The sequence below is a fragment of the Candidatus Blochmannia sayi (nom. nud.) genome, from assembly GCF_059935855.1.
On the sequence record NZ_CP011796.1, the window covers coordinates 435,948 to 460,251 of the forward strand.

The window sequence follows — 24,304 nt, forward strand, 5'->3', positions numbered from 1 at the left end:
ATGACACGTGATAGATCTAACATATACAATTTTAATAAAAATTCAACTCAAAATGACAATTCATATTACAAAGAAGGATTTTTTACCAAATTAAACAACGAAGAATTAAGTCAAGGTATTAATGAAAATGTAATACATGAAATTTCTAAAAAAAGATTAGAACCAAAATGGATGTTAAAATTCAGACTATCAGGTTATCATGCCTGGTCAAATATGAAAGAACCACATTGGCTCCAAGGAAATTATCAAAAACTAAACTACAATTCCTACAGTTATTTTTCCGCCCCAGCATGTACCACAGAAAAAACAAAACATATAACACAAAAAGATACAAATACTACTTTATCAAACAAATCAAAATATTTAACTAAAGAAGTAGAAAAAACCTTCAACAAACTAGGCATACCAGTACAAGAAGAAGGAAATGTAGCAGTCGACGCTATCTTCGATTCCGTTTCCGTATCCACTACGTTTCGTAATACTTTATCAAAAAAAGGCATTATTTTTTGTTCATTTCATGATGCTATTCGTGATTATCCAGATCTAGTACGTCAATATTTAGGAACTGTAGTATCTTTCAAAGATAATTTTTTTGCAGCACTTAACGCTGCAGTTGTATCTGATGGAACATTTGTATATATTCCAAAAAATGTACGTTGTCCTATGGAACTCTCCACTTATTTTCGAATGAATTCTAAAAAAACTGGACAATTTGAACGCACTATCCTAATTGCCGATGCAGACAGTTATGTAAGCTATATTGAAGGATGTTCAGCGCCAATACACAACAATTATCAACTCCACGCAGCAGTTGTAGAAGTTATCGTATTAAAAAATGCCCAAGTAAAATACTCAACAGTACAAAATTGGTTTTCTGGCAATCAACACTCTCAAGGTGGTATTTTAAATTTTGTTACTAAACGAGCGCTATGTATTGGAGAAAATTCTAAAATGTCTTGGACCCAGTCTGAATCTGGTTCTGCTATAACTTGGAAATACCCAAGTGTAATATTGAAAGGAAAAAATTCTATTGGAGAATTTTTTTCAGTCGCTATTACTAACGGTATACAACAAGCAGATACTGGAACAAAAATGATTCACATCGGAGAAAATACACATTCAACTATTATTTCAAAAGGTATTGCTCTAGGCAATAGTCAAAACACTTACCGAGGGCTAGTTAAAATTACACAAACTGCTTCAAATTCACGTAACTTCACACAATGTGATTCAATGTTAATAGGTAATAAGTGTGGCTCTCATACATTTCCTACGATCGAAGTACATAACAATAACTCGCAATTAGAACATGAAGCTACAACTTCACGAATCAGTGATACCCAACTCTTTTATTGTCTACAACGAGGTATTAACGAAGATGACGCTATTTCCATGATTGTAAATGGATTTTGTAAAGACATATTTTCTAAATTACCTTTAGAGTTTTCTGTAGAAGCACAAAAATTACTAGCAATTACTTTAGAACACAGCGTGGGATAACATTCTACATCTTAAATCTAAATACTTTTTTAGATATAAGCATTCAAAAAAATAAACAGGAGAAACCCTGATGCTATCAATAAAAAATTTAAATGTCAGCGTAAAAGGAGTGTCCATTTTAAAAAAATTAAATTTAGAAATTAATCCTGGAGAAATACATGTTATCATGGGTCCGAATGGTTCAGGAAAAAGTACATTGTCTGCTACACTATCTGGTCAAAAAGATTATATTGTTACTGATGGACAAATTTTATTTAAAAATAAAAATCTATTATCTTTGAAACCAGAGGAACGCGCGGGTGAAGGAATTTTTGTAGCATTTCAACATCCAGTAGATATCCCAGGTATTAGCAATCAATTATTTCTGCACAGCGCCGTTAACGCTGTACGCAAATATAAACATCAACCACTTATTGATCAATTTGATTTTATCCAACTCGTTCAAAAAAAAATGACGTTATTAAAGATGCCCTCCGATCTTTTAACTCGATCAGTAAATGTTGGATTTTCTGGAGGTGAAAAAAAACGCAATGATATCCTTCAAATGATGATATTAGAACCATTACTATGTATTCTTGACGAAACAGATTCTGGACTAGATATTGATGCAGTAAAAACTGTTTATAATAGTCTTAATATATTACACAACAAAATACGTTCATTTATTATCATTACGCATTATCAAAGAATCTTTGAATATATTCAACCAAATTATGTACATGTATTACATAAAGGTAGTATTGTAAAATCTGGCGACACATCTTTAGTAAAAAAAATTGAGGAAAAAGGTTATGGTTGGTTATATTGATAATAATAATAATAATCAAATTTTAAATAAATGGTATCAATTATTTAAACAAAAAAATAATGTTCATTCGAACACAACACATAAATGCTGGGAACGTATTAAAATACTAGGATTTCCTAATATTCAAAAAGATAACTGGCAATACACCTCTTTTAAGGAATTTTTAGCACACAATTTTGACTTTGCCGAAAATAGCAATTTGAATATATCTCAATATAAAAAATTAGGATTTACTATAGACGCTCATCGTTTAACGTTTATTAACGGTCGATTTTCACCAGAATTAAGTGATAAATATATTAATCCATGGATACTCAAAATTAACCATAACCCCAGTCGTCATGAAACAACTAACCCCATTCAACCAGAAATATTTTTATACTTAACTGAATACTTAAGCGATGCTACAATACATATAAATTTACCCACAAAAGAAACAACAAAAAAACCATTATATTTATTATACATTAATGAAGGATCTGACATAAAAAACAAACTGATTACATCACATTATCATAATCATCTTGAAATAGAACATGATTCTAACGCATATGTCATAGAACATTTTATTAATGTGAATAAAAATAGCCACTTTAGTGGTGCACGTATGTCTATGAAAATAGGAGATCGTTCTAACTTACATCATATTAAATTAATATTTGAAAACCGAACAAGTTATCATATAGCACATAACGATATTGACATAGGAGAATCTTCATACGTAAATAGTAATGTCTTTGTTATTCTTGGACCTAAACTAACACGTCACCAAACTAGTGCTAAACTGAATAGTTCAGGATCATCTTTATTACTAAACAGCTTAACTTTTCTATCAGAAAAAGATATTGGAGATATACGAACCTATTTAGAACATAATAATAAAGGACATGCTTTCAGTAGACAATTACATAAGATAATTGCATGTGATTGCAGTACCGGTTCATTTAATGGATTAATAAAAGTTCATCCAAATTCTATCAAAACTGATGGAAAAATGATAAACAATAATTTGTTATTACACCGCAATGCAACAATTCATAGCATGCCTAAACTTGAGATTTACTGCGAAGATGTAAAATGCAGTCATGGAACAACAATAGGACAAATTGATACTGAACACCTATTCTACTTAAGTACACGAGGCATCCCGAAGCAAGATGCTATAAAGATGCTTATTCACGCTTTTACTATTGAAATTATAAAATCACTTGAGAACACTCTTGTACAAGAAAAGATATTAACAAAAATAAATCAAGCTTTAACAGGAATTATACTATGACAGTTTATCCTATAAAAAAAATCCGATCAGATTTTCCCATATTAAATAGTATTATAAATACGTACCCTATTACCTATCTTGATAACGCTGCAACCGCTCAAAAACCTAACATCGTCATAGACTCACAAGCTCATTATTATCGTAATAAATATGCTGCTGTACATCGAGGTGTTCACACATTAAGTACTGAATCTACTGAGCAAATGGAAACAGTTCGTCTACATATAGCCCAATTTATCAATGCATCCAAAGAAGAAATTGTTTTTATCAAAGGAACTACTGAGGCTATCAACCTAATTGCTAATAGTTGGGGAGATACTTTCACAAATAGCGGAGATAATATCATCATTAGTGAAATGGAACACCATGCTAATATTATTCCTTGGATAGCATTAGCAAAACGCAAAAAAATTATGTTACGTTACATACCATTAACTCCTAATGGCACATTAGATATATCTAGTTTATTAAAACTTGTAGATCATCGTAGTCGACTCTTATCAATATCACATATGTCTAATGTTTTAGGAACGGTAAATCCATTAACAGAAATAATCAAAATAATACGAGAAAAAAGCGATGCTCTTGTATTAATAGATGGTGCTCAAGGAATTGCACATCAAATAGTAGACGTGAAAAAATTAGATTGTGATTTTTATGTGTTTTCTGGACACAAACTATATGGACCTTCTGGAATCGGTATTATGTACGGAAAAAAAAAGCTACTTCAAAAAATGCCTCCGTGGATAGTAGGAGGTGGTATAGTTAAAAATGTAAATTTAGTAATGCAAGACGTAACATTTATAGATTCGCCTTGGAAATTTGAGTCAGGTTCTCCCAATATTAGCGGTATAATAGGTCTAGGGACTGCTATAAAATATATCAATCAAATCGGAGGTATCGATAAAATTTGTGCACATGAAAATCAATTAATGTATTACGCTGTAAATTTACTAAAAAAAATTCCAAATTTGATATTATATGGCCCAAATACACGAATCAGCATCATTGCTTTTAATTTAGGAACACACCATTCATATGATGTTGGAACCTTATTAAATCAATATGGCATTGCCATCCGCACAGGACATCATTGTGCTATACCAACTATGAATTATTTTAAAGTATCAGGAATGTGTCGTGCATCGTTAGCAATGTACACAAACAAAGAAGATATTGATCGCTTAACGTATGGACTAACACAAATACAACATTTACTAAATCAATAATATACTAACACTATAGTAAGATATAAAATGATAAATCTTCCAACAAAAGCTCAACTACTACAAAACTTTTTACACTGTGCTAATTGGGAAGAAAAATATACATATATCATTTATCTTGGAAAATTACTACCTGAATTTCCAAAAAATATGAGGGTTCAAAAATACTTAATTACCGGATGTCAAAGTCAAACATGGATTGTGTTAACTACTGTTTCTATAACACACGCCCTCCTCAATAATTATTTAATAGAATTACACGGAGACAGCGATTCTTCTATTGTAAAAGGAATCGTTGCCATAATATTCAGTTTATATCAAGGATTAACGTTACAAGAAGCTGCTAATATTGATATTAAACCCTTTCTAATAAATCAATTACAATTGAAACAAAACTTAACTGCATCCCGATCTCAAGGAATATATTTAATTTTAGATTCTATACACACGCAAGCCAATAACGCTTTACACAATCTGTAATAGTAATAAATATTTATTATATATATAATGTGCTTATTACATGGATACAATTATAACAAATAATTGTATTGGTTATTTTATATATTGAAAATATTGTATAATTTTTCTATGCGTTTTATTTTTTAATTTTTTAGTAACCACTAAAATTATATCATTGATATATATAAAAGTATAATATTCTTGTAGACATTATTTATCTACATGTTAGATATTAAACTTAATTACTTATGATAAAAAGTAATTTGATTATCGATACGTTGATTTGCTCGTATTGCTTCATTTTTAATTTGTTCCATTTCAGGGCGTAAAGCATCAACATCATTACTTATCTGATCAATTTTTTCATTTAAATCGTGCATTTCAGAAGATAACTTTTTTATCTTAGTTGCGCTTGTACAACTAACTAACGCAAAGGAACTCAAAACAATTATAGAACACATTAACCAATTACGATTCATCTTGAATATTCTCCTAAACTAAAAATATATATATATATATGTAATCTATACAATATACCCATCTTAATAAACCACCAATTATTTACGTCTTTCATAAATAATTAATCGCATTGTATCTATTGTAATAGTTCACAAATTATATTAACAATGCTTTTTATTAATTTCTACTTATCACAATAAATATTATAAATAATCCCATTGTATAAAACAATAAGTACAATCTTCTATAAACACAAAATCATTGGTAATTCTATGCTATGTAATATATGCACTATCGTAGATAGTATAAAATCACTCAAACTTTACTTGATCAACTTCACTGAAACAACTAATGCGTTCTAATGGATTTGAACCATCGACCTCTACCATGTCAAAGTAGTGCTCTAACCAATCTGAGCTAAGAACGCACAATAACTAAAAATACTAATGCATTCTTACTTAAAATCAAGTATATTCTATAGTGTTAATTCATATATTTTTTTTGAAAACTTTAAAACACTAACATAGTTTACATAAGTAAAAACTAAACAACACACAACGCAAATTTCAGGATACACATGATTTTATCATGCGTCAAACACTTTGAAATATCTTATTTATAACAAAATAATATATTTTTTTATAATTTAAATTTTTAGTTATATTGAACACGAGAAAAGTATATGTTATATTTATAGTAGATATAAACCAAAATTATATATAATAGTATTTGAAAAATATGTTTTCAGGTATTATACAAGCTGTTGTTCCTGTTTATTCAATTAATGAATCAATCAATTTTAAAACATATACTGTTATATTACCCACGCATTTGCTTTCAAATCTGAAAATTGGTTCCTCTATATCAAATAATGGATGTTGTCTAACAGTTATTTCTATTAAACTTAATTTAATTAGTTTTAATTTAATACATGAAACCTTGAAATTAACTAATATGAATATATTAAAAGTAGGAGACTTAATTAATATAGAAAAATCTTTAAACTACAATTCTGAAATTGGCGGGCATTTAATGACCGGGCACATTGATTGTGTCGGGAAAATTAAAAAAATAATTACCTCAAAAAATAATAGAATAATATGGTTTAGTATAAAAAGTAAATATTTTCAAAAATATGTTCTACCACAAGGATCAATTGGTGTAGATGGCGTGAGTCTAACAGTAAGTAGAATAATCAACAATCATATACGTGTTTGTTTAACACCATATACTGCAAAAAAAACAACACTTAGTAAAAAAAAAATAGGTAATATAGTGAATATTGAATTTGACATTATTATTAAATCTGTTATAAATAGTACTGAGAGAATTCTGTCGACTATTAATTTAAAAAAGTAACGCACTTTTATTATAAATTCAACCCAAACCTTAAAACAAAAAACATGAACGATGCAATAAAAAAAATAAAAAATCAAATAGAAAACAATTCCGTGGTCTTATACATGAAAGGTACTCCCAGTGACCCTAAATGTGGTTTTTCTTCAAAAGCTGTAAAAATACTATCTAATATCACAAAGGCTTTCATTTATATTGATGTGTTAACACATTCAGACATCAGATATGCCTTACCAATATTCTCCAATTGGCCTACCTTTCCACAACTATGGATAGAAGGTAATTTAATAGGCGGTTCCGATATAATGATTGATATGTATAATAAAGGTGAGTTAAAAATTTTAATTGATCAAATAAAAAACAAAAAAACAAACCATAAAAACAAATCAAATTAATTTGATTCTATAAATATTACAACTATAATTTAGTTGTAATATAAAATATATATAATTCATTATAATATGATGCATTATATATAGTGATACTATCCGTGAGAATTTGAACAACTAGAAGTTAACGGCCAACCACCGAATCTTTTCCATCTATTTACTAATTCACAAAATAACACTGCAGTCCTTTCAGTATCATATAATGCAGAATGTGCCTTATTTTTGTCAAAAAACACACCTGCACGAGCACATGCTTTAGCTAATACGGTCTGACCAAACACTAATCCACTCAAAGAAGCAGTATCAAATGTAACAAAAGGATGAAATGGATTATCTTTCATAAAACTCGCACGTTCTATGGCTGCCATTAAAAAACTATGATCGAAAGAAGCATTATGTGCTACTATAATAGCACGACTACATTCTTGGGTTTCAATACCTTGATGTACCATTTCAAAAATTTCATGTAATGCTTCTTGCTCTGTTACTGCAGCCCGTAAAGGACTATTTGGGTCAATTCCATTAAATGCTAACGATTCTGGCTGAATGATAGCTCCAGGAAACGTTTTAATGTTAAAATGAAGAGAATCATCAATGCATAACCAACCATCTTCATCCATTTTAAGTGTAACAACAGCTATCTCTAATAAAGCATCGGTAATAGCATTCAAACCTGCTGTTTCTACATCAATTACAACCGGATAAAATCCTCTAAATCGTGCTCTAAGAGTGTTTTGATCACCTTTATACATCATATTTGTTATTATAAGATATATTTTTTAATACAAACAGTCAACATTATACAATAAGATTACATAATTACATAATTTATTATACAATAATTATTGTTAAGTAATTACTTCAAACAATAAATAAATTTGATTAAAAAAAACAAAATCTATTCATATAATATGACATAATTCAATATATATACATATACACCTTCATTTAAGTATCTATTAATATTTGAAGAATCATTTATATCAATATTTAAAAAATATACGAATTTATTAAACCCAAAACATTAAATAATACTAATTCATTTACTCATAAAAAACTATACCAATTTTGACAATAAATTAATAAAACTTAAAATGCTTATTATTCCAATCCGAATCATCCAATACAGAAAAATTTTTTATATAATTATTAATAATTATATACCTTGCATTTAATATATAAAATAATCATTATTAATTTTTAATATATATTGACTATTTAAAAATACTTACATAAAACAATAAATATATGTTATAATTTGATGGATTAAATTAATATATAATACATATTATTATACCATATACTAAACAATATAGTTAAACAATTATCTACAATATAAATACAATTTTTTTTATAGATATATGCTTATATATTATGATATACTTATATACAACAAACGCGTTATACAAATAAGAAAAGTTAAACTATAAGGAAAAAAAATTGGAATTACCATTAGGATCAGATTTAACACGTCTTGTAAGAGTATGGCGTGCTTTAATTGATCATCGTTTAAAACCCTTAAAACTTACACAAACACATTGGATTACATTGCATAATATTTATCAATTACCTCCGGAACAATCTCAAATTCAATTAGCAAAAGCCATAGGAATAGAACAACCCTCTTTAGTGCGCACATTAGATCAACTTGAAGAAAAATCATTAATTTCACGACATACTTGCACTAACGACCGAAGAGCTAAACGAATTAAATTAACTGATAATGCTGAACCTGTAATTCAAGAAGTTAACCGTATCATTGTTTCCACTAAAAATGAAATTTTTAGTGGAATTAGTAACGAAGAAATCATTTTTTTAAATAACATTGTTTATAAATTAGAAAAAAACATTATAAACTTATATAACAAAAACTCAAAAACTACATAATTAAAAATACTTCCCTATAAATAAAATACAATAAATTTACATACACGCTTTAAGGATATCACATACAAATATAAAAATCATATAAATAATTGTATTACAAATAAGCAACGACTAAAATATACTAACTTTCATCGTTAACACTCATGCTATTAAGCATAAACAAAATATCTTAATATCAAAGATAGAGTATATTTACTCTGCTATAAATAAATAGTGTAATATTATATTTATGCTAATAAATAAAACAAATATTGCTAATATCAGACGAGAATACATATCCGGGCAATTACGTCGTTCGGATTTAACTACTCAACCTATTCAATTATTTTCAATATGGCTAAATCAAGCTTTTTCTGCTCAAGTACCTGACCCTACAGCAATGTGTCTAGCCACAGTAGATAATACTGGACAACCTTATCAACGTATAGTATTATTAAAAAATTTTACCGATAAATCTATGATATTTTATACTAACCTTAATAGTCGTAAGGCTATACATTTAATTGATAATCCAAAGGTTAGTTTATGTTTTCCTTGGAATACTATAGATAAACAAGTAATAGTAATAGGAAAGGTTTGTAAAATTTCAAAAAAAGACGCATTAAAACAATTTTATAAGCGCCCAAAAAACAATCAAGTAAGTACATGTATATCTCAACAATCCAAAATTATCTCTTCTAGAAACATACTCGAAAAAAAATTTCTAGAATTCAAACGCAAACATTTTTATAAAAAAATACCATTTCCTAAATTTTGGGGCGGATATGCAATTAATATAAATAGCATGGAATTCTGGCAAGGGAGAAAAAATCGATTACATGATCGATTTATATATCAACGACATAAACATACATGGTGTATATATCGTCTATCTCCTTAAAAAAGTATAATTAAAAATTAATTTTTACAAGATATCACAATATGATTATACTAGTTATAATAATATAACTTTTATATAATAAAAACTTTTATTTATTTTACTAAAATCATAATTATATGAATAATAATAACAATATAATACAACATTTATATTCACGTGATTTAATAGCACAAATTACAAATAAAGAAAAATTGATTAAAATATTGCAATCAAAATCAATAACTCTATATTGCGGATTTGATCCAACATCTGATAGTTTACATATAGGACACTTAGTACCTCTATTATGTCTCAGAAAATTTCAAATATCTGGACACAAACCTTTAATTTTATTGGGGGGAGCAACTGGATTAATTGGAGATCCAAGTTTTAAAGAATCAGAACGAAAACTTAATTTGATTGATACAGTACAAAAATGGGTAGAAAAAATAAAACACCAAGTTTCTTTATTTGTTGATTGTTCCTGCGCTCAACACCCACAAGCACATATAGTTAATAACTATGAATGGCTATCTTCTATGTCTCTTGTACCATTTTTAAGAGATATTGGTAAATTTTTTTCTGTAAATAAAATGATAAATAGAGACTCTATAAAAAAACGATTAAAAAAAAATAATTGTGGAATTTCTTACACCGAATTCTCTTATAACTTATTACAGAGCTATGATTTTGCTTATTTAAATAAAAACTATGGTGCAATACTACAAATTGGAGGTTCCGATCAATGGGGCAATATTATTTCTGGAATCGACCTAATACGTCGTATATATAAAAAAACAACCTACGGGATTACTATGCCTTTAATTACCAAATCCAACAAAATTAAATTTGGAAAAACAGAAAAACACACAATATGGTTAGATGCAAAAAAAACTAGTCCTTATAAATTTTATCAATATTGGATCAATTCTTCCGATGAGGAAGTATATCATTTTCTTAAATTCTTTACCAATATAGATATAAATACAATTAACATTTTAAAAAAAGAAAATCACTCTGGCAATACTAAACCACAAGCTCAAACTATCTTAGCAGAAGAAATCACTAAATTAGTACATGGACAAGAAGAATTAAAAACTATTAAGAATATTAGTAACAACCTTTTTACAGGACAAGTACATAAATTGACTTTAAACGATTTTAAACAACTATCTCAAGATGGTGGAATACCTACGATAAAACTCAAACCAGGTATCACATTGCAACAAGCATTAGTAGAATCTAAACTGACATCTTCTCGAACACAAGCACGACAATTAATCACATCCAATAGCATTACTATAAATTCAAAAAAACAATCACAAACAAAATATGTTTTCTGTGACACTGACAGAATATATAATCACTATACACTATTAAAACGCGGGAAAAAACAACATTGTTTAATCAAATGGGAATCTTGAATAACTAGATAAGACAAATACACTCATAAATAATTGCTTACGTATTATATAACTAAACACATATACAATGCAACAATTAATAATATAACCTTATTAAATATACTAATTTTATTTAAACTCACATAAATTTTTAATTACACAAATATGACAATATGGATGTTTAGCTCGACAAACATTTCTACCATGTACCAACAACAATCGATGACAATTATTTTTAAATTTTTTTGGTACCACCGATAATAACTTTCTTTCTACTGATGCAACATTCTTTCCGATTGCAAAACGACTACGATTACAAAATCTAAATACATGTGTATCCACTGCTATTGTAGGCCAACCAAAAACTAAATTTAAAACAACATTAGCAGTCTTACGCCCGACTCCAGGTAAAGATTCTAATGCAATACGACTTTCCGGTAACGAACTATTATAATGCTCTACTAATAAACGACAAGTTTCTATAATATTTTTAGCTTTAGTGTTAAACAATCCAATATATCTAATATAATGTTTAACTCCGTCTACACCAAGACGCAACATGCTTTCTGGTGTATTAGCTGCTTTAAATAAAGCCTTAGTTACTTTATTCACCTGAACATCACTGGTTCGAGCCGAAAGTAATACTGCAATTAATAGTTCAAATTCCGATTTATAAACTAATTCAATGACTGGATTTGTATCATGATCTTGTAATTTACACAAAATACGATAGCGTTTATCATTATTCATCGATATACAATTACATGTTTTACTATTTTATAAAATAATTTATAACACTTTCTATTAATTACTATTAACATGCGTATTTGATTCTTTAATTTATAATAAAATTTATAATATTTCAATAAAACCAATCATATTTTCTGGACGTACCCACGTATCAAACTCTTTTTCACTTACATAACCTAATTGTAATGCTGCTTCTTTTAAACTTAATCCTTCTAAATGTGCTTTTCTAGCAATTTCAGAGGATTTATCATAACCAATATGAGGGCTTAACGCTGTAACTAACATAAGCGAACTATCCAGAAATTCCTTAATCCGTCGACGATTTGGTTGAATCCCCATAACACAATATTTATGAAAACTTTCTATGCCATCCGATAATAAACGTATTGACTGTAAAAAATTATATATGATTAATGGCCTATATACATTCAATTCAAAATGTCCAGATGAACCACCAATATTAATACTGACATCATTCCCAATAACTTGAGCACATAACATAGTCATAGATTCGCACTGAGTCGGATTAACTTTTCCAGGCATAATTGAACTACCTGGTTCATTTTCAGGAATACTTAATTCTCCTATACCACATCTAGGTCCAGAAGATAATAAACGTATATCATTGGCAATTTTCATCATAGAAACCGCCAAACCTTTCAAAGATCCATGACTATGCACTAATGCATCACACGTTGATAACGATTCAAACTTATTTGGAGCATTAATAAAACTGTATTTAGTAATATATGACAATATGTTAATAATACGTTCAGAATATTCTGGATGAGTATTAAGACCAGTACCTACGGCTGTCCCACCTAATGCTAATTCACATAAATGAGGAATAGTAACTTTTATATGATCTATGCTATGTTGTAACATACAAACCCAAGCAGAAATTTCCTGCCCTAAAGTCAATGGAGTAGCATCCTGAAGATGAGTACGCCCTATTTTAATGATATTGTTAAATTCATCAGATTTATCAATTAACGTTTTTTGAAAAATTTTAATTTTAGGTATTAATCGTTCATTTAAATTAATCACTGCCGCTATATGCATCGCGCTAGAAAATACATCATTTGAACTTTGACCCTTATTGACATGATCATTTGGGTGAACTAATTTATTATTTGAGATACCTTTGATTCTCAATAATTCATTAGATCTATTCGCCAAAACTTCATTCATATTCATATTACTTTGAGTACCAGATCCAGTTTGCCAAACTGATATTGGAAAATTGTCTTTATGTATTCTTCCATATAACACTTCATCCGCAGCTTGAATAATCGCCTGAGCTTGTTCACGATCCAATAATCCCAAATCACAATTTACTTGCGCTGCTGCACGCTTAATTTGCGCTAACGCTTTGATTAATGAAAAGGGAATTTTTTCATTAGAAATTTTAAAAAATTTCAATGCACGTTGTGTCTGAGCCCCCCATAACCGATCACTTGGTACTGACACCGTTCCCATAGCATCTTTTTCAGTACGCATTGTCATAATAACAACCTTAAATTTTTTTCTATTAAATATCGATTTTCTACATTAATTAAAATAGAATATATAATTTGTTATAATAAATATTGATATTAATATCATAATTATATATTAAATTCTGCAAAAATTACCTTTATAATATAATATATATATATATAATCAATTCTACTAACACAAAACAATAACTCAATAAAGAGACATTTATATATCATATTTGTATAATTAACATAAATTAAAATTATAAAAAATATGCTAACATATATCGTATTAGGAATAATATATCAAATGCTTATCATATATAACGATACTGTTTTATGTGAAACAACTTTATGTGACGAAACATATACAAATCGCATCAAATTTAATTCTAATAATAATAACAACATACTTCACCATTATTCATTTCAACCAAAAATAGAATTATATAATCATCGTCACAACTATATACCTCATAAATTTAGTCTTCATCCTCATGAAACTACTAAACTAAATACATATACACATTATAATTATAAATCTCCATTTTCTTTCTTTAATACATCAAAAATACAACTACAAAATGATTCTATTAATATGTTTCATTCATTTTATAAACAATATGATACAGATCAAACAAAATTATCCTTTATCCAACTAAATGTACACAATATTTTATCAAAACAAATTATCAATTTTGGAATAGGCAATAGATACATGCCTAATAATATGTCTATTATTGGATATAACATTTTTTATTGCTGCCCTATTTATTCTGATTATCAGTTCAAAAATAAACCATGTTTAATTAATTTAGGTATAGAATATTGGTTTTATAACACACTACTCACATTAAATAACTATTATAATTTGAGCAATGTTTTTTATCCCCAAAATCCATTACAAAACTGCAGTGCACATAATCTCAAAAGTAATTATCAAATATATATACAGAACAAATTTTCATATTTTCCAAAAATTACTGGAAAAATAAAATTAGAATATTTTTTCTTCACTAAAAAATACCAAAAAACTTTTAATAAAAAAAATAATAATAATTATTGTTTATCATTAGGAATAAATTACCAACCCATTCCTATATTAGGTTTTGATATAAACAATATTTTTATAAATAACACATTCAATTCTATTTATCAAATATCAATAAATTATCAATTTGGAATACCAATTAATCAGCAAATAAATTGTGTAAATAAACAAAACAAATCCATATTAAAGAATCTAAATACTATAGCTCAACCGTTTATACCTACTGTAATTCAATATCATAATTACATAACACCTAATAGCACTCACACTCATGAAATACAACCGACACAATATACTCAAACAATCATAGGATATCCCGGTGAAATTAAAATTATTAAAACCAACGAAAATCACCATAAAACTCAAAAATGGAATGCTCAATTACTGAACAATACAGGAGGTCAGATTATTTCAATATCAGATGATACTTATGCAATCCGCTTACCCCATCATCCTATTAAAAAAGAAGATGAAATTTTTATTTCATATAATCTCAATACAATACATACTACTGAAAATCATAAAAAACAAAAAATAGATATTTTAGTACATGATATTTCGAGAAAACAATCATTAAATATTCAAAAACACAACGATTATACTATCAACAACAATTCTGGAATTAATACTACAGAAAATACAACTATTCCTACACTAATTTCTAATAATGATTGTCATCATCAACAAATGAATAATATATTGATTTTTGATCCCACTACGCAACATAATACTGACGATGCTAGTACGACAAAAAATAACCACATATTCCTACCAGAACCACCACCTCTTCCAATATTTTCTATTGTTTCAGAAAAAGAAGAATCACCACCATCATTTACTGAAAAATCAACGTTAAATAGTATGTTGTCATCAACCTATTTCATTTTTGATGACAAAAGTAATCAAACTGATTTTTCTAAAAATGAAAACATAGATAAACCCAATACTGAACCCATTGAACATTCAACGACAGAATTATCGAATCAAAACGACAACTTATCATATCGATTATCTAAACATAAACAATCTAAATTTTCTACAATAGGAACAGAAGAACATATAAATAAACTTGAACACACCATAACAGAACGAAAAAAGACCAAACACTCTACTAGTGATATAGAAAAAATATTTTCTCGATTAAAGATCACTCAATCTTCATCATCTATTAACAAAGATTATAATACAGACGACAGTAATGATAGTTTTAATTCTGATAACAATAAATTAATTGATGAATTTTAAATTACTACATCAATTAATTTATTTAAAACATATAAATATTGTAAATCTACAAAAATGAAATCAATGATATTCTAATTTAATTTAAAAAAATATCATTGTTTTGGTGTTTTATTCCTGACCAAATAAAAGAAATATTAGAATCAATGCCAAATAAATTAAAAGCTCTCATTACAGTATAACAAATAATATCATCTATAGTTTTTGGATGTGTATAATACGCTGGAATAGGAGGCATAATTATCGCTCCAAATTCTGCTAACTTAACCATTGTACGCAAATGACCTAAATGTAAAGGAGTTTCTCTAATCATTAACACTAATCTACGTTTTTCTTTTAACATTACATCTGCAACTCGACCAATTAACGACGATGTCATACCTGAACTGATTTCCGACATAGTCTTAATAGAACATGGAGCAATTAACATACCTAAAGTTGGATATGATCCACTCGCGACTGACGCTCCAATATCCTGTGGAAAATGCACAACATCCGCTAACTTATATACAGCTTGTTTAGTCATATTTAATTCTTGTTGCAATGTAACCAGTGCATTTCGAGTAACAATAAGATGAGATTCTATATTAGGATTACATTGTTTTAATATAGTCAATGCACGAACCCCATAAATACCTCCAGATGCTCCTGATATTCCTACTACTAAACGCAACTGTTTCTGCATAACCTGTATTCCCAATCTCTTTTCCGTATTTTGCCATATCATACATACTAACATAAAAAATAAATACATTTATAACTACTCATACAAGCTTTTAATAACCAATTATGATATGCAAATACTTAAAAAATTTATTACGCAATATAACAATACTGATTGATTGTACAAAAATTTATCTATATAATCTCATCAAACTTGTGATACTCATATCTTCAAAATACACACCACCATACTACCACTATACGAAATAATAATATTTAATAATAAATAAAAACTGGTAATATGGACACTATAAATAATATTTAAAAATCATTCGAATTTATTATGTATTCCTTCAAAAACCATCTAATAAAAATATCCTATAATTAATCCTAATGCTATATATCAACGCAAAACACACAACAAAGTACAATATATTATCCTTTCTTTCTAAATAATACATTGATAAAATCCAATGATTCTGGAGTGTCAACACTAGCATGAACCTCATCGTTCATTATAGATACATATATCGATTCACCATGCCATAATACTCTAAGCTGTTCAAGTCGCTCAAATTGTTCCAATGGGCTTTTAATCCACTTAACATAACTATGCAAAAATTTAGCTCGATAAGAATAAATACCAATATGACGCAATAATATCCCAGATAATTTATTATTATCTTGATGACTTGTACGACATTTACGATACCATGGAATCATGGAACGAGAAAAATAAAGAGCATTATTATGCTTATCTACAACAACTTTGACTACATTATCATCACACGCTTCTTTAAAAAAATTTAGCGGTGTTGCTAATGTTACCATGCTAGTAGTAACATTAATTGTACTCAAAGTATTCACTATATGACGAATCATAATAGATGAAACTAAAGGCTCATCACCTTGTAGATGAACGATAATTTGGTCATCTGTAAATTTATATTTAACAGCCACTTCTGCAAGGCGCTCTGTACCTGACTGATGATCAGATCGTGTTAAACATACTTCACCACCACCTATAGACTGCTCTGATTCAATTGTTTGTGCTATATGTACACTGTCAGTTGCAACTATTACTCTATTAGCTCCAGAATCTAAAGCGTTTTCCATAACACGAACAATCATAGGTTTTCCATGAATATCTGCTAAAGCTTTCCCTGGAAAACGCACTGAAAAAAACCGTATAGGTATAATTACTATAAAATTCATATATTATCTTCCTATGATAGGACATTACGAGCTTCCTGCTTCAAAAGAACTGGAATCCCTTTTCTTATAGGAAAAGCCAAATTATCAATATTACAAATTAATTCTTCTTGTTTCACATCAAAAAATAATTTTTTGTAACATACAGGACAGACAATAATTAACAATAACCGATCTATCATTATCATATAATTAACTGAAAATATTAATCTTATATATATAAACAAAAATAACTACTGTATTTAAGTCACCAATATTTTTATATAAATAATTATATTAAAATTAATAACATTAATATATTAATATTATTTAAATACATAAAATAATCATGCTATGATTACATCTTAATAGACATATCCTTATAATATTTAATTTTATCCTCTACCATACACAATAAATTCTTCGTATCCATTCTATTGATTTTGACTTCTATGTGTACATACCACCAATTATCATGAGCAAAATCCATACATTTAACTGCATCTTTTTCAGTCATCAATAATATTTCATCTTTATTAGTAAGAGATGTTAACATTTTTTCAGAATATCTGTGATGATCAGAAAATGAAACTACTCTGACAGGATTAAGACCATAATTACGTAAAGTCATAAAAAATTGTTCAGGATATCCAATTCCTGCTATAGCCACAACATTACTTAAAAGTTTGAGAGATCTACGTTCTCCCGTGAACATATTTATTACAACGCTAGGATATAATTGCATCAATACTTCTCCAGATCGCACCCCCTTTTCCGATCCGTTTGCAATAATTGCTTGCACTGTATTAATTCTATTCATTCGTTCACGCATAGGACCTGCTGGCAACCAACAACCATTACCAAATCGAAGTGAATTATTAACTATTACCCATTCTATATCCCTAAAAAGCGCATAATGCTGTAATCCATCATCGCTTATAATAACATCTAATTCTTGAATCCTCAAAAGAGCAGAAACAGCATCAGCACGTCTCGGAGATACTGCTACCAACACCCCAGTGCGTCTCCAAATTAATATAGGTTCATCACCACATTCCTTACTATGACTTCGCGTATTAATAACAATTGGATATTCACTAGATTTACCTTTATACCCCCTAGAAATTACTCCAACTTTCCAACCACGACATTTTAATTGATCTACTAACCATAACACCATTGGAGTCTTTCCATTACCTCCAACTGTTAAATTACCTATAATAACTATTGGCACTGAAAACCTATACACCTTACGCCATCCGTACTGATAACTAATGCGATTAAGTGTACTTACAAAGCCATATAACCAAGAAAATGGCAACAAAAATAAGTAACATAATGATGATCTAAACCAAATTCGATCAAACATTAAGAAAATTGTAATTTATGTAGCTGCGCATACACTCCCTGAAGACGTATCAATACTTTATGCACCCCACGTTCTATAATATAACCATTTTCAATTACCAATATTTCATCTGAGTTTTCAACAGTAGATAATCGATGAGCTACAATCAAAGATGTTCTATTTCTCTTTAACGATTCAAGCGATTTTTGAATAACATGTTCTGACTCAGAATCTAAAGCAGAAGTAGCTTCGTCAAAAATCAACACAGGGCAATTTCTTAATAACGCACGCGCAATAGCAATACGTTGACGTTGACCGCTAGATAATAATACTCCATTTTCTCCTACAACAGTATCCAATCCATTTTCCATTTTAGAAATAAAATCCATAGCACATGCCATATCAGCCGCAACTTCAATAGATTCTCTAGAATAAAAATTTCTACGTGCATACGCAATATTATTCGCAATAGTATCGTTAAACAAATGAACATTTTGTGATACTACAGCTATTTGATTACGTAAAGAAGATAATTTATATTCATTTAAATCAAAACCATCAAGCAATATACGTCCTTTATCTGGGTTATAGAAACGAGTTAACAAATTCACAATAGTGGATTTTCCAGAACCAGAACGACCTACCAAAGCAACGGTTTTTCCTGATTCAATAGTAAAAGTAATATCAGAAAGAGATGGTGTATTCTTTCCAGGATAAAAAAAAGTAACACTATCAAAAACAATATCTCCTCTCACTCGATTAATTTTAAGCGTACCCTGATCTTTTTCCGTCTCTAAATCCAATATAGAAAACAAAGTTTGACAAGCTGCCATACCACGTTGAAATTGCGCGCTAACATTAGTCAAAGACTTCAATGGCTTCATCAAAACTATCATAGATGAAAAAATAACCGTAACAGTCCCAGCCGTAAGCATTTCCATTACGCTTGGAATACTAGCTACATATAAAACAAATGCCAACGCCAACGATGCAACAAATTGAATCAGTGGATCAAAAATGGATAAAGTTTGTACCATCTTCATACTTTGTTGTCGCATACAATTACTTATGTAATTAAATCTATCTTTCTCTATGTGTTGCCCTCCAAAAATTAATACTTCTTTGTGCCCTTTAAGCATTTGTTCCGCACTACTAGTTAACTGACCCATAGCATTTTGCATTTTCTTGCTGATCGTCCTAAATTTACTTGAAACAAATTTAATGGTAACAGATAATACTGGAGCAATTAGTACCAAAACTAACGATAATTGCCAACTGTAATAAAACATCATGATACACAAACCGATAATAGATGCTCCTTCTCGAATAACAGTAATTAAAGCTCCAGAAGAAGAAGAAGCAACTTGATCAGAATCATAAGTAATTCTAGATACTAATGTACCAATAGATTGTTTTATAAAAAATGAAACTGGCATATTCATTATATGCTTGAATAATGCACGTCTCATCTGCATTACTACTTTTCCAGATACCCAAGACATACAATAAGTAGACGCAAAACCACTAAAACCACGAATACTCATTAAACCAATTAAAGCAAACGGCATCCACATAAACACAGCTCTATTAGTTCCACCAAACCCATCATCAAGCAAAGGTTTTAATAAAGCCAACATTAAAGCGTCACTAATTGCATTTAAAATTAAAGTAATAGACGCAATAATCAATCCTATTCTAAAAGGAAAAATTATTGGCCAAAAACGACGAAAAGTTTGCCAAGTAGAAGAATAATGTTTATTGTACTGTAACATCTATATCCTTGTAAATTAGAGCTTATTTCGTATAAATATACGAGTAAATCTCAATCAACACAACTACAAAAATATAATAAGAATTTAAATTTTTTTTTAAGATTTTAATATAAACTTTGCTTCCATATTTTTATAATATAAAAACAACTGAATACCACATTTACACCTATATCGGGTGTATATAGGTAATTTTTATTTATTAAAATATTTAATAATTTATGTAATGAAATACATCGAATAATTAAAAAGATTAAAACCCATCAAAAACAATTAATTGTTTTATCGTAAAAAATAATATATCACCCTTATAATTAAATACTCATTTAATTTAAATTAATTAATTAAATAGATGTTTGTTACTAAGCATCTATTTTATTTATTTGATACGAATTTAATTTCAAACTATTCTCTTTATAAATCATTAAATCATCTATCTGATGAATATACAAAATTTACTACAAATAATAATTTGTATAAAACATCACAAATCAATAATCAAATTTACCATCATACCCATTCCTTATTCCCGATAAAATATCGGGAATAAGGAATATATACTAATCTGTTCAAAAATTACCATTACGTAATCATTCATTTTTAGTCGCCGCTTTAAATGCTTCTATCATAACACTGGAAAAATTTTTATCTTTCCCTCGCGTATGATTCTTAACAACTTTTACATCTATTTTTTTATTTGGCTCGAACATATTATATTCGGATAAATTAACAATTCTATTTTTACGATCTACACCATCCAATACCGCTTGTATATCGCTACCTATGCACAACGATGAATACACTTCCTGTTCCCGAGTAATAAATTTATTACTCGACGATGTATCAGAAAAACATAAATAACCAATGACAGTATTATTATCTAATGTTACAGTTATTCCTTTTTCATCTATTGAAATGATTTTTCCAGACACCACGCTCCCTTTTTTGTGAGAATGTAAATATATATTCAAAGGATCCTCTGCTAATTGTTTTATACCTAATGAAATACGTTCACGCTCCGCGTCTACTTGAAGCACCATAGCCATAATTTCATCACCCTTCTTATAATTATTAACAGCTTCTTCATTAGATAGATACCAAGAAATGTCGGAAAGATGTACTAACCCGTCGATACCACCCTCCAATCCTATAAATATACCAAAATCAGTAATCGATTTTATCTTACCCATAACCCGATCACCTCTATTATATGTATCTGAAAATTTCTGCCACGGATTAACTTTACATTGTTTTAATCCCAAAGAAATTCTGCGACGATCTTCATCTATATCCAATATCATTACTTCAACAGATTCTCCAACTGCTACTATTTTAGAAGGATGAATATTTTTATTAGTCCAATCCATTTCAGAAACATGTACTAGCCCTTCTACTCCATCTTCAATTTCAATAAAGCACCCATAATCCGTTAAATTAGTTACTTTCCCTGTTAGTTTACTTCCTTCTTTATGACGCTGAACAATCGCCGCCCATGGATCTTCACCTAATTGCTTTAATCCTAAAGATACACGAACACGTTCTTTATCAAATTTCAAAACTTTAACAACAATCTCATCTCCAATATTTACTACATCGCTAGGATGTTTGACACGTTTCCATGCCATATCAGTAATATGTAACAATCCATCGACACCTCCTAAGTCAATAAAAGCACCGTAATCAGTTAAATTTTTAACTACCCCTCTAATCTCAGCCCCTTCATGCAATTGACTTAACAGTTGATCGCGTTCAACGCTATTTTCAGATTCAATTACAGCGCGACGAGATACTACGACATTATTACGCTTATGATCCAATTTAATTACTTTAAATTCTAATAATTTATCTTCTAATAACGAAGTATCACGTATTGGTTTAACATCTACTAAAGAACCAGGTAAAAAAGCCCGCACACCATTCAGATCAACAGTAAAGCCTCCCTTTACTTTTCCATTGATGATGCCTGTAACAGTAATCACTTGTTTATATGCTTGTTCTAATAATACCCAAGACTCATGACGTTTTGCTTTTTCACGAGATAATATAGTTTCTCCAAAACCATCTTCTACCGCATCTAATGTCACATCAATACAATCACCAACTGAAACCTCTAATTCTCCTTGAGAATTATAAAACTGATCGATAGGAATAGCAGATTCCGATTTTAATCCTGCATCCACCAATACAATATCTTTAGAAATAGAAACGACAACTCCACGAACAATAGATCCAGGACAAGTTTCTATTTTTTTTAAAGATTCTTCAAATAGCTGAGCAAATGATTCTGTCATCTTTATAATCTTCAAATTTTAATTAACTTCCACCACATATCCTTGATTGATGGGGTTGTAAAAAACATCTCATTACTATCCCTGATTATGAGCAATATTATATAGCACTCTCGATGGTAATACCAGGTTCTCTCTAATATACATAAGCACTTTAGATCTTACTTCGTCTTCAGATAAATAAGTAGAATCTAATATTAATGAACCAATAGCAGGAATCAATGGCGCTAATTTTCGTTTATAATCACGTTCATCTCGTTCTTTAAGTTTTGATAATAAATACTCAAAATTAACATTAGAACTTTTTTTTTGAAATTGATATAATCTACGACGTTCTCTTTCTTTAAAAGAAGCATAAAGAAAAACCTTTAATGATGCATCAGGAAATACTACCGTACCCATATCACGCCCGTCTGCAACGAGTCCTGGATACTTACAAAACGCACGTTGATATATTAACAAATTTTTACGTACTTTCGGAAAAATAGCAATTTTAGATGCATAGTTTCCTATAGTTTCCGTATAAATATCTTGTTGCACTTCTTGGTCATTAAAAAATACAAAAAAACTATTTTTTTTATTTACAAAAGTTATTTTCACAACCTCAGTAAGCACCGCTACTTCATCCTCATGATTCATATCTACTTTATTCTCTAAAGCGACTAAAGCCAATACTCGATAAATAACTCCTGAATCCAACAAATTCCATCCTAAAATTTTTGCCAACCTTTTAGATAACGTGCCTTTACCTACTCCACTTGGTCCATCGACAGTAACGACTGGAAATCCACTATTCACAACTAATTATCCCCTTGCAAATACATAGCTTTTATTTTTCTATAATAAACACATATAACTAAATTTTAATAAAATATAACGACTATAAACCCCATACACAT

Annotated in this window: 22 protein-coding genes and 1 tRNA gene; 11 read left to right on the forward strand and 12 right to left on the reverse strand. The window is 28.9% G+C overall.

Annotated features, from left to right (window positions below; all coding sequences use genetic code 11):
• The 5 genes from sufB to Bsayi582_RS01865 all read left to right on the forward strand — a co-directional run bounded on the left by sufB (window position 1) and on the right by Bsayi582_RS01865 (window position 5,293).
• The gene (gene sufB / locus Bsayi582_RS01845) at window positions 1–1,500 is read left to right on the forward strand and encodes a Fe-S cluster assembly protein SufB (RefSeq protein ID WP_500815543.1); all 1,500 of its coding nucleotides are present in this window, start codon (window positions 1–3) and stop codon (window positions 1,498–1,500) included.
• A 70-nt stretch (window positions 1,501–1,570) separates the two neighbouring features.
• Window positions 1,571–2,308, forward strand: coding sequence for a Fe-S cluster assembly ATPase SufC (sufC, locus tag Bsayi582_RS01850; protein WP_500815544.1), 738 nt, complete (start codon window positions 1,571–1,573; stop codon window positions 2,306–2,308).
• A complete protein-coding gene (sufD, locus tag Bsayi582_RS01855) occupies window positions 2,292–3,587 on the forward strand; it encodes a Fe-S cluster assembly protein SufD (RefSeq protein WP_500815545.1) in 1,296 nt (431 codons plus the stop codon). Before sufC ends, sufD begins: the two co-directional genes overlap by 17 nt.
• Window positions 3,584–4,816: a SufS family cysteine desulfurase gene (locus tag Bsayi582_RS01860; protein ID WP_500815546.1), complete on the forward strand. Its 1,233-nt coding sequence runs from the start codon at window positions 3,584–3,586 to the stop codon at window positions 4,814–4,816. The genes sufD and Bsayi582_RS01860 overlap by 4 nt, the downstream gene beginning before the upstream one ends.
• Before the next feature lie 27 nt (window positions 4,817–4,843).
• Window positions 4,844–5,293, forward strand: coding sequence for a SufE family protein (locus tag Bsayi582_RS01865; protein WP_500815547.1), 450 nt, complete (start codon window positions 4,844–4,846; stop codon window positions 5,291–5,293).
• Window positions 5,294–5,514: 221 nt separating this feature from the next.
• Here the strand turns inward: Bsayi582_RS01865 and Bsayi582_RS01870 are convergent, their stop codons facing one another.
• Both Bsayi582_RS01870 and Bsayi582_RS01875 read right to left on the reverse strand, forming a co-directional pair.
• Window positions 5,515–5,751: an LPP leucine zipper domain-containing protein gene (locus tag Bsayi582_RS01870; protein WP_500815548.1), complete on the reverse strand. Its 237-nt coding sequence runs from the start codon at window positions 5,749–5,751 to the stop codon at window positions 5,515–5,517.
• Window positions 5,752–6,083: 332 nt separating this feature from the next.
• Window positions 6,084–6,158: transfer RNA gene (locus Bsayi582_RS01875), tRNA-Val, on the reverse strand.
• Between the two features lie 311 nt (window positions 6,159–6,469).
• Between Bsayi582_RS01875 and Bsayi582_RS01880 the strand changes: the two genes are divergently transcribed.
• Together Bsayi582_RS01880 and grxD are read left to right on the forward strand one after the other, a co-directional pair.
• A complete protein-coding gene (locus tag Bsayi582_RS01880) occupies window positions 6,470–7,090 on the forward strand; it encodes a riboflavin synthase subunit alpha (protein WP_500815549.1) in 621 nt (206 codons plus the stop codon).
• 44 nt (window positions 7,091–7,134) lie between these two features.
• Complete coding sequence (gene grxD / locus Bsayi582_RS01885; RefSeq protein WP_500815550.1) at window positions 7,135–7,482, forward strand: Grx4 family monothiol glutaredoxin; 348 nt, start codon at window positions 7,135–7,137, stop codon at window positions 7,480–7,482.
• A gap of 89 nt (window positions 7,483–7,571) precedes the next feature.
• On the opposite strand, the gene rnt is transcribed toward grxD, so the two are convergent.
• Window positions 7,572–8,231 carry a ribonuclease T gene (rnt, locus tag Bsayi582_RS01890; protein ID WP_500815551.1) on the reverse strand — a complete coding sequence of 220 codons (660 nt, stop codon included), beginning with the start codon at window positions 8,229–8,231 and terminating at the stop codon, window positions 7,572–7,574.
• 685 nt (window positions 8,232–8,916) lie between these two features.
• Between rnt and slyA the strand changes: the two genes are divergently transcribed.
• From slyA to tyrS, 3 genes are all read left to right on the forward strand, one after another.
• Window positions 8,917–9,363: a transcriptional regulator SlyA gene (slyA, locus tag Bsayi582_RS01895; protein ID WP_500815552.1), complete on the forward strand. Its 447-nt coding sequence runs from the start codon at window positions 8,917–8,919 to the stop codon at window positions 9,361–9,363.
• 229 nt (window positions 9,364–9,592) lie between these two features.
• Window positions 9,593–10,243 (forward strand): pyridoxamine 5'-phosphate oxidase, encoded by a 651-nt coding sequence (gene pdxH / locus Bsayi582_RS01900; protein WP_500815553.1) that lies wholly within the window; start codon window positions 9,593–9,595, stop codon window positions 10,241–10,243.
• A 116-nt stretch (window positions 10,244–10,359) separates the two neighbouring features.
• Window positions 10,360–11,646: a tyrosine--tRNA ligase gene (tyrS, locus tag Bsayi582_RS01905; protein ID WP_500815554.1), complete on the forward strand. Its 1,287-nt coding sequence runs from the start codon at window positions 10,360–10,362 to the stop codon at window positions 11,644–11,646.
• A gap of 108 nt (window positions 11,647–11,754) precedes the next feature.
• Here the strand turns inward: tyrS and nth are convergent, their stop codons facing one another.
• Both nth and fumC read right to left on the reverse strand, forming a co-directional pair.
• On the reverse strand, window positions 11,755–12,375 hold the full coding sequence (nth, locus tag Bsayi582_RS01910; protein WP_500815555.1) for an endonuclease III: 621 nt from the start codon (window positions 12,373–12,375) through the stop codon (window positions 11,755–11,757).
• A gap of 102 nt (window positions 12,376–12,477) precedes the next feature.
• Window positions 12,478–13,884, reverse strand: a complete 1,407-nt coding sequence (fumC, locus tag Bsayi582_RS01915) for a class II fumarate hydratase (RefSeq protein ID WP_500816093.1) — start codon at window positions 13,882–13,884, stop codon at window positions 12,478–12,480.
• A gap of 279 nt (window positions 13,885–14,163) precedes the next feature.
• Here fumC and Bsayi582_RS01920 point away from each other — a divergent pair, with 279 nt between their 5' ends.
• Entirely contained in the window at window positions 14,164–16,149 is a 1,986-nt protein-coding gene (locus tag Bsayi582_RS01920) for an inverse autotransporter beta domain-containing protein (RefSeq protein WP_500815556.1), read from the forward strand.
• Window positions 16,150–16,225: 76 nt separating this feature from the next.
• Here Bsayi582_RS01920 and Bsayi582_RS01925 read toward each other — a convergent pair whose 3' ends face one another.
• From Bsayi582_RS01925 to cmk, 7 genes are all read right to left on the reverse strand, one after another.
• A complete protein-coding gene (locus Bsayi582_RS01925) occupies window positions 16,226–16,831 on the reverse strand; it encodes a UbiX family flavin prenyltransferase (RefSeq protein ID WP_500816094.1) in 606 nt (201 codons plus the stop codon).
• A 413-nt stretch (window positions 16,832–17,244) separates the two neighbouring features.
• Window positions 17,245–18,024, reverse strand: coding sequence for a 3-deoxy-manno-octulosonate cytidylyltransferase (gene kdsB / locus Bsayi582_RS01930; protein ID WP_500815557.1), 780 nt, complete (start codon window positions 18,022–18,024; stop codon window positions 17,245–17,247).
• An 11-nt stretch (window positions 18,025–18,035) separates the two neighbouring features.
• A complete protein-coding gene (locus Bsayi582_RS01935) occupies window positions 18,036–18,203 on the reverse strand; it encodes a Trm112 family protein (protein ID WP_500815558.1) in 168 nt (55 codons plus the stop codon).
• 155 nt (window positions 18,204–18,358) lie between these two features.
• Entirely contained in the window at window positions 18,359–19,369 is a 1,011-nt protein-coding gene (lpxK, locus tag Bsayi582_RS01940; protein ID WP_500815559.1) for a tetraacyldisaccharide 4'-kinase, read from the reverse strand.
• Window positions 19,369–21,120 (reverse strand): lipid A ABC transporter ATP-binding protein/permease MsbA, encoded by a 1,752-nt coding sequence (msbA, locus tag Bsayi582_RS01945; protein ID WP_500815560.1) that lies wholly within the window; start codon window positions 21,118–21,120, stop codon window positions 19,369–19,371. Before msbA ends, lpxK begins: the two co-directional genes overlap by 1 nt.
• A 587-nt stretch (window positions 21,121–21,707) precedes the next feature.
• Window positions 21,708–23,408: a 30S ribosomal protein S1 gene (gene rpsA, locus Bsayi582_RS01950; RefSeq protein WP_500815561.1), complete on the reverse strand. Its 1,701-nt coding sequence runs from the start codon at window positions 23,406–23,408 to the stop codon at window positions 21,708–21,710.
• Window positions 23,409–23,483: 75 nt separating this feature from the next.
• Window positions 23,484–24,203, reverse strand: a complete 720-nt coding sequence (gene cmk, locus Bsayi582_RS01955; protein WP_500815562.1) for a (d)CMP kinase — start codon at window positions 24,201–24,203, stop codon at window positions 23,484–23,486.
• Window positions 24,204–24,304: the final 101 nt, after the last annotated feature.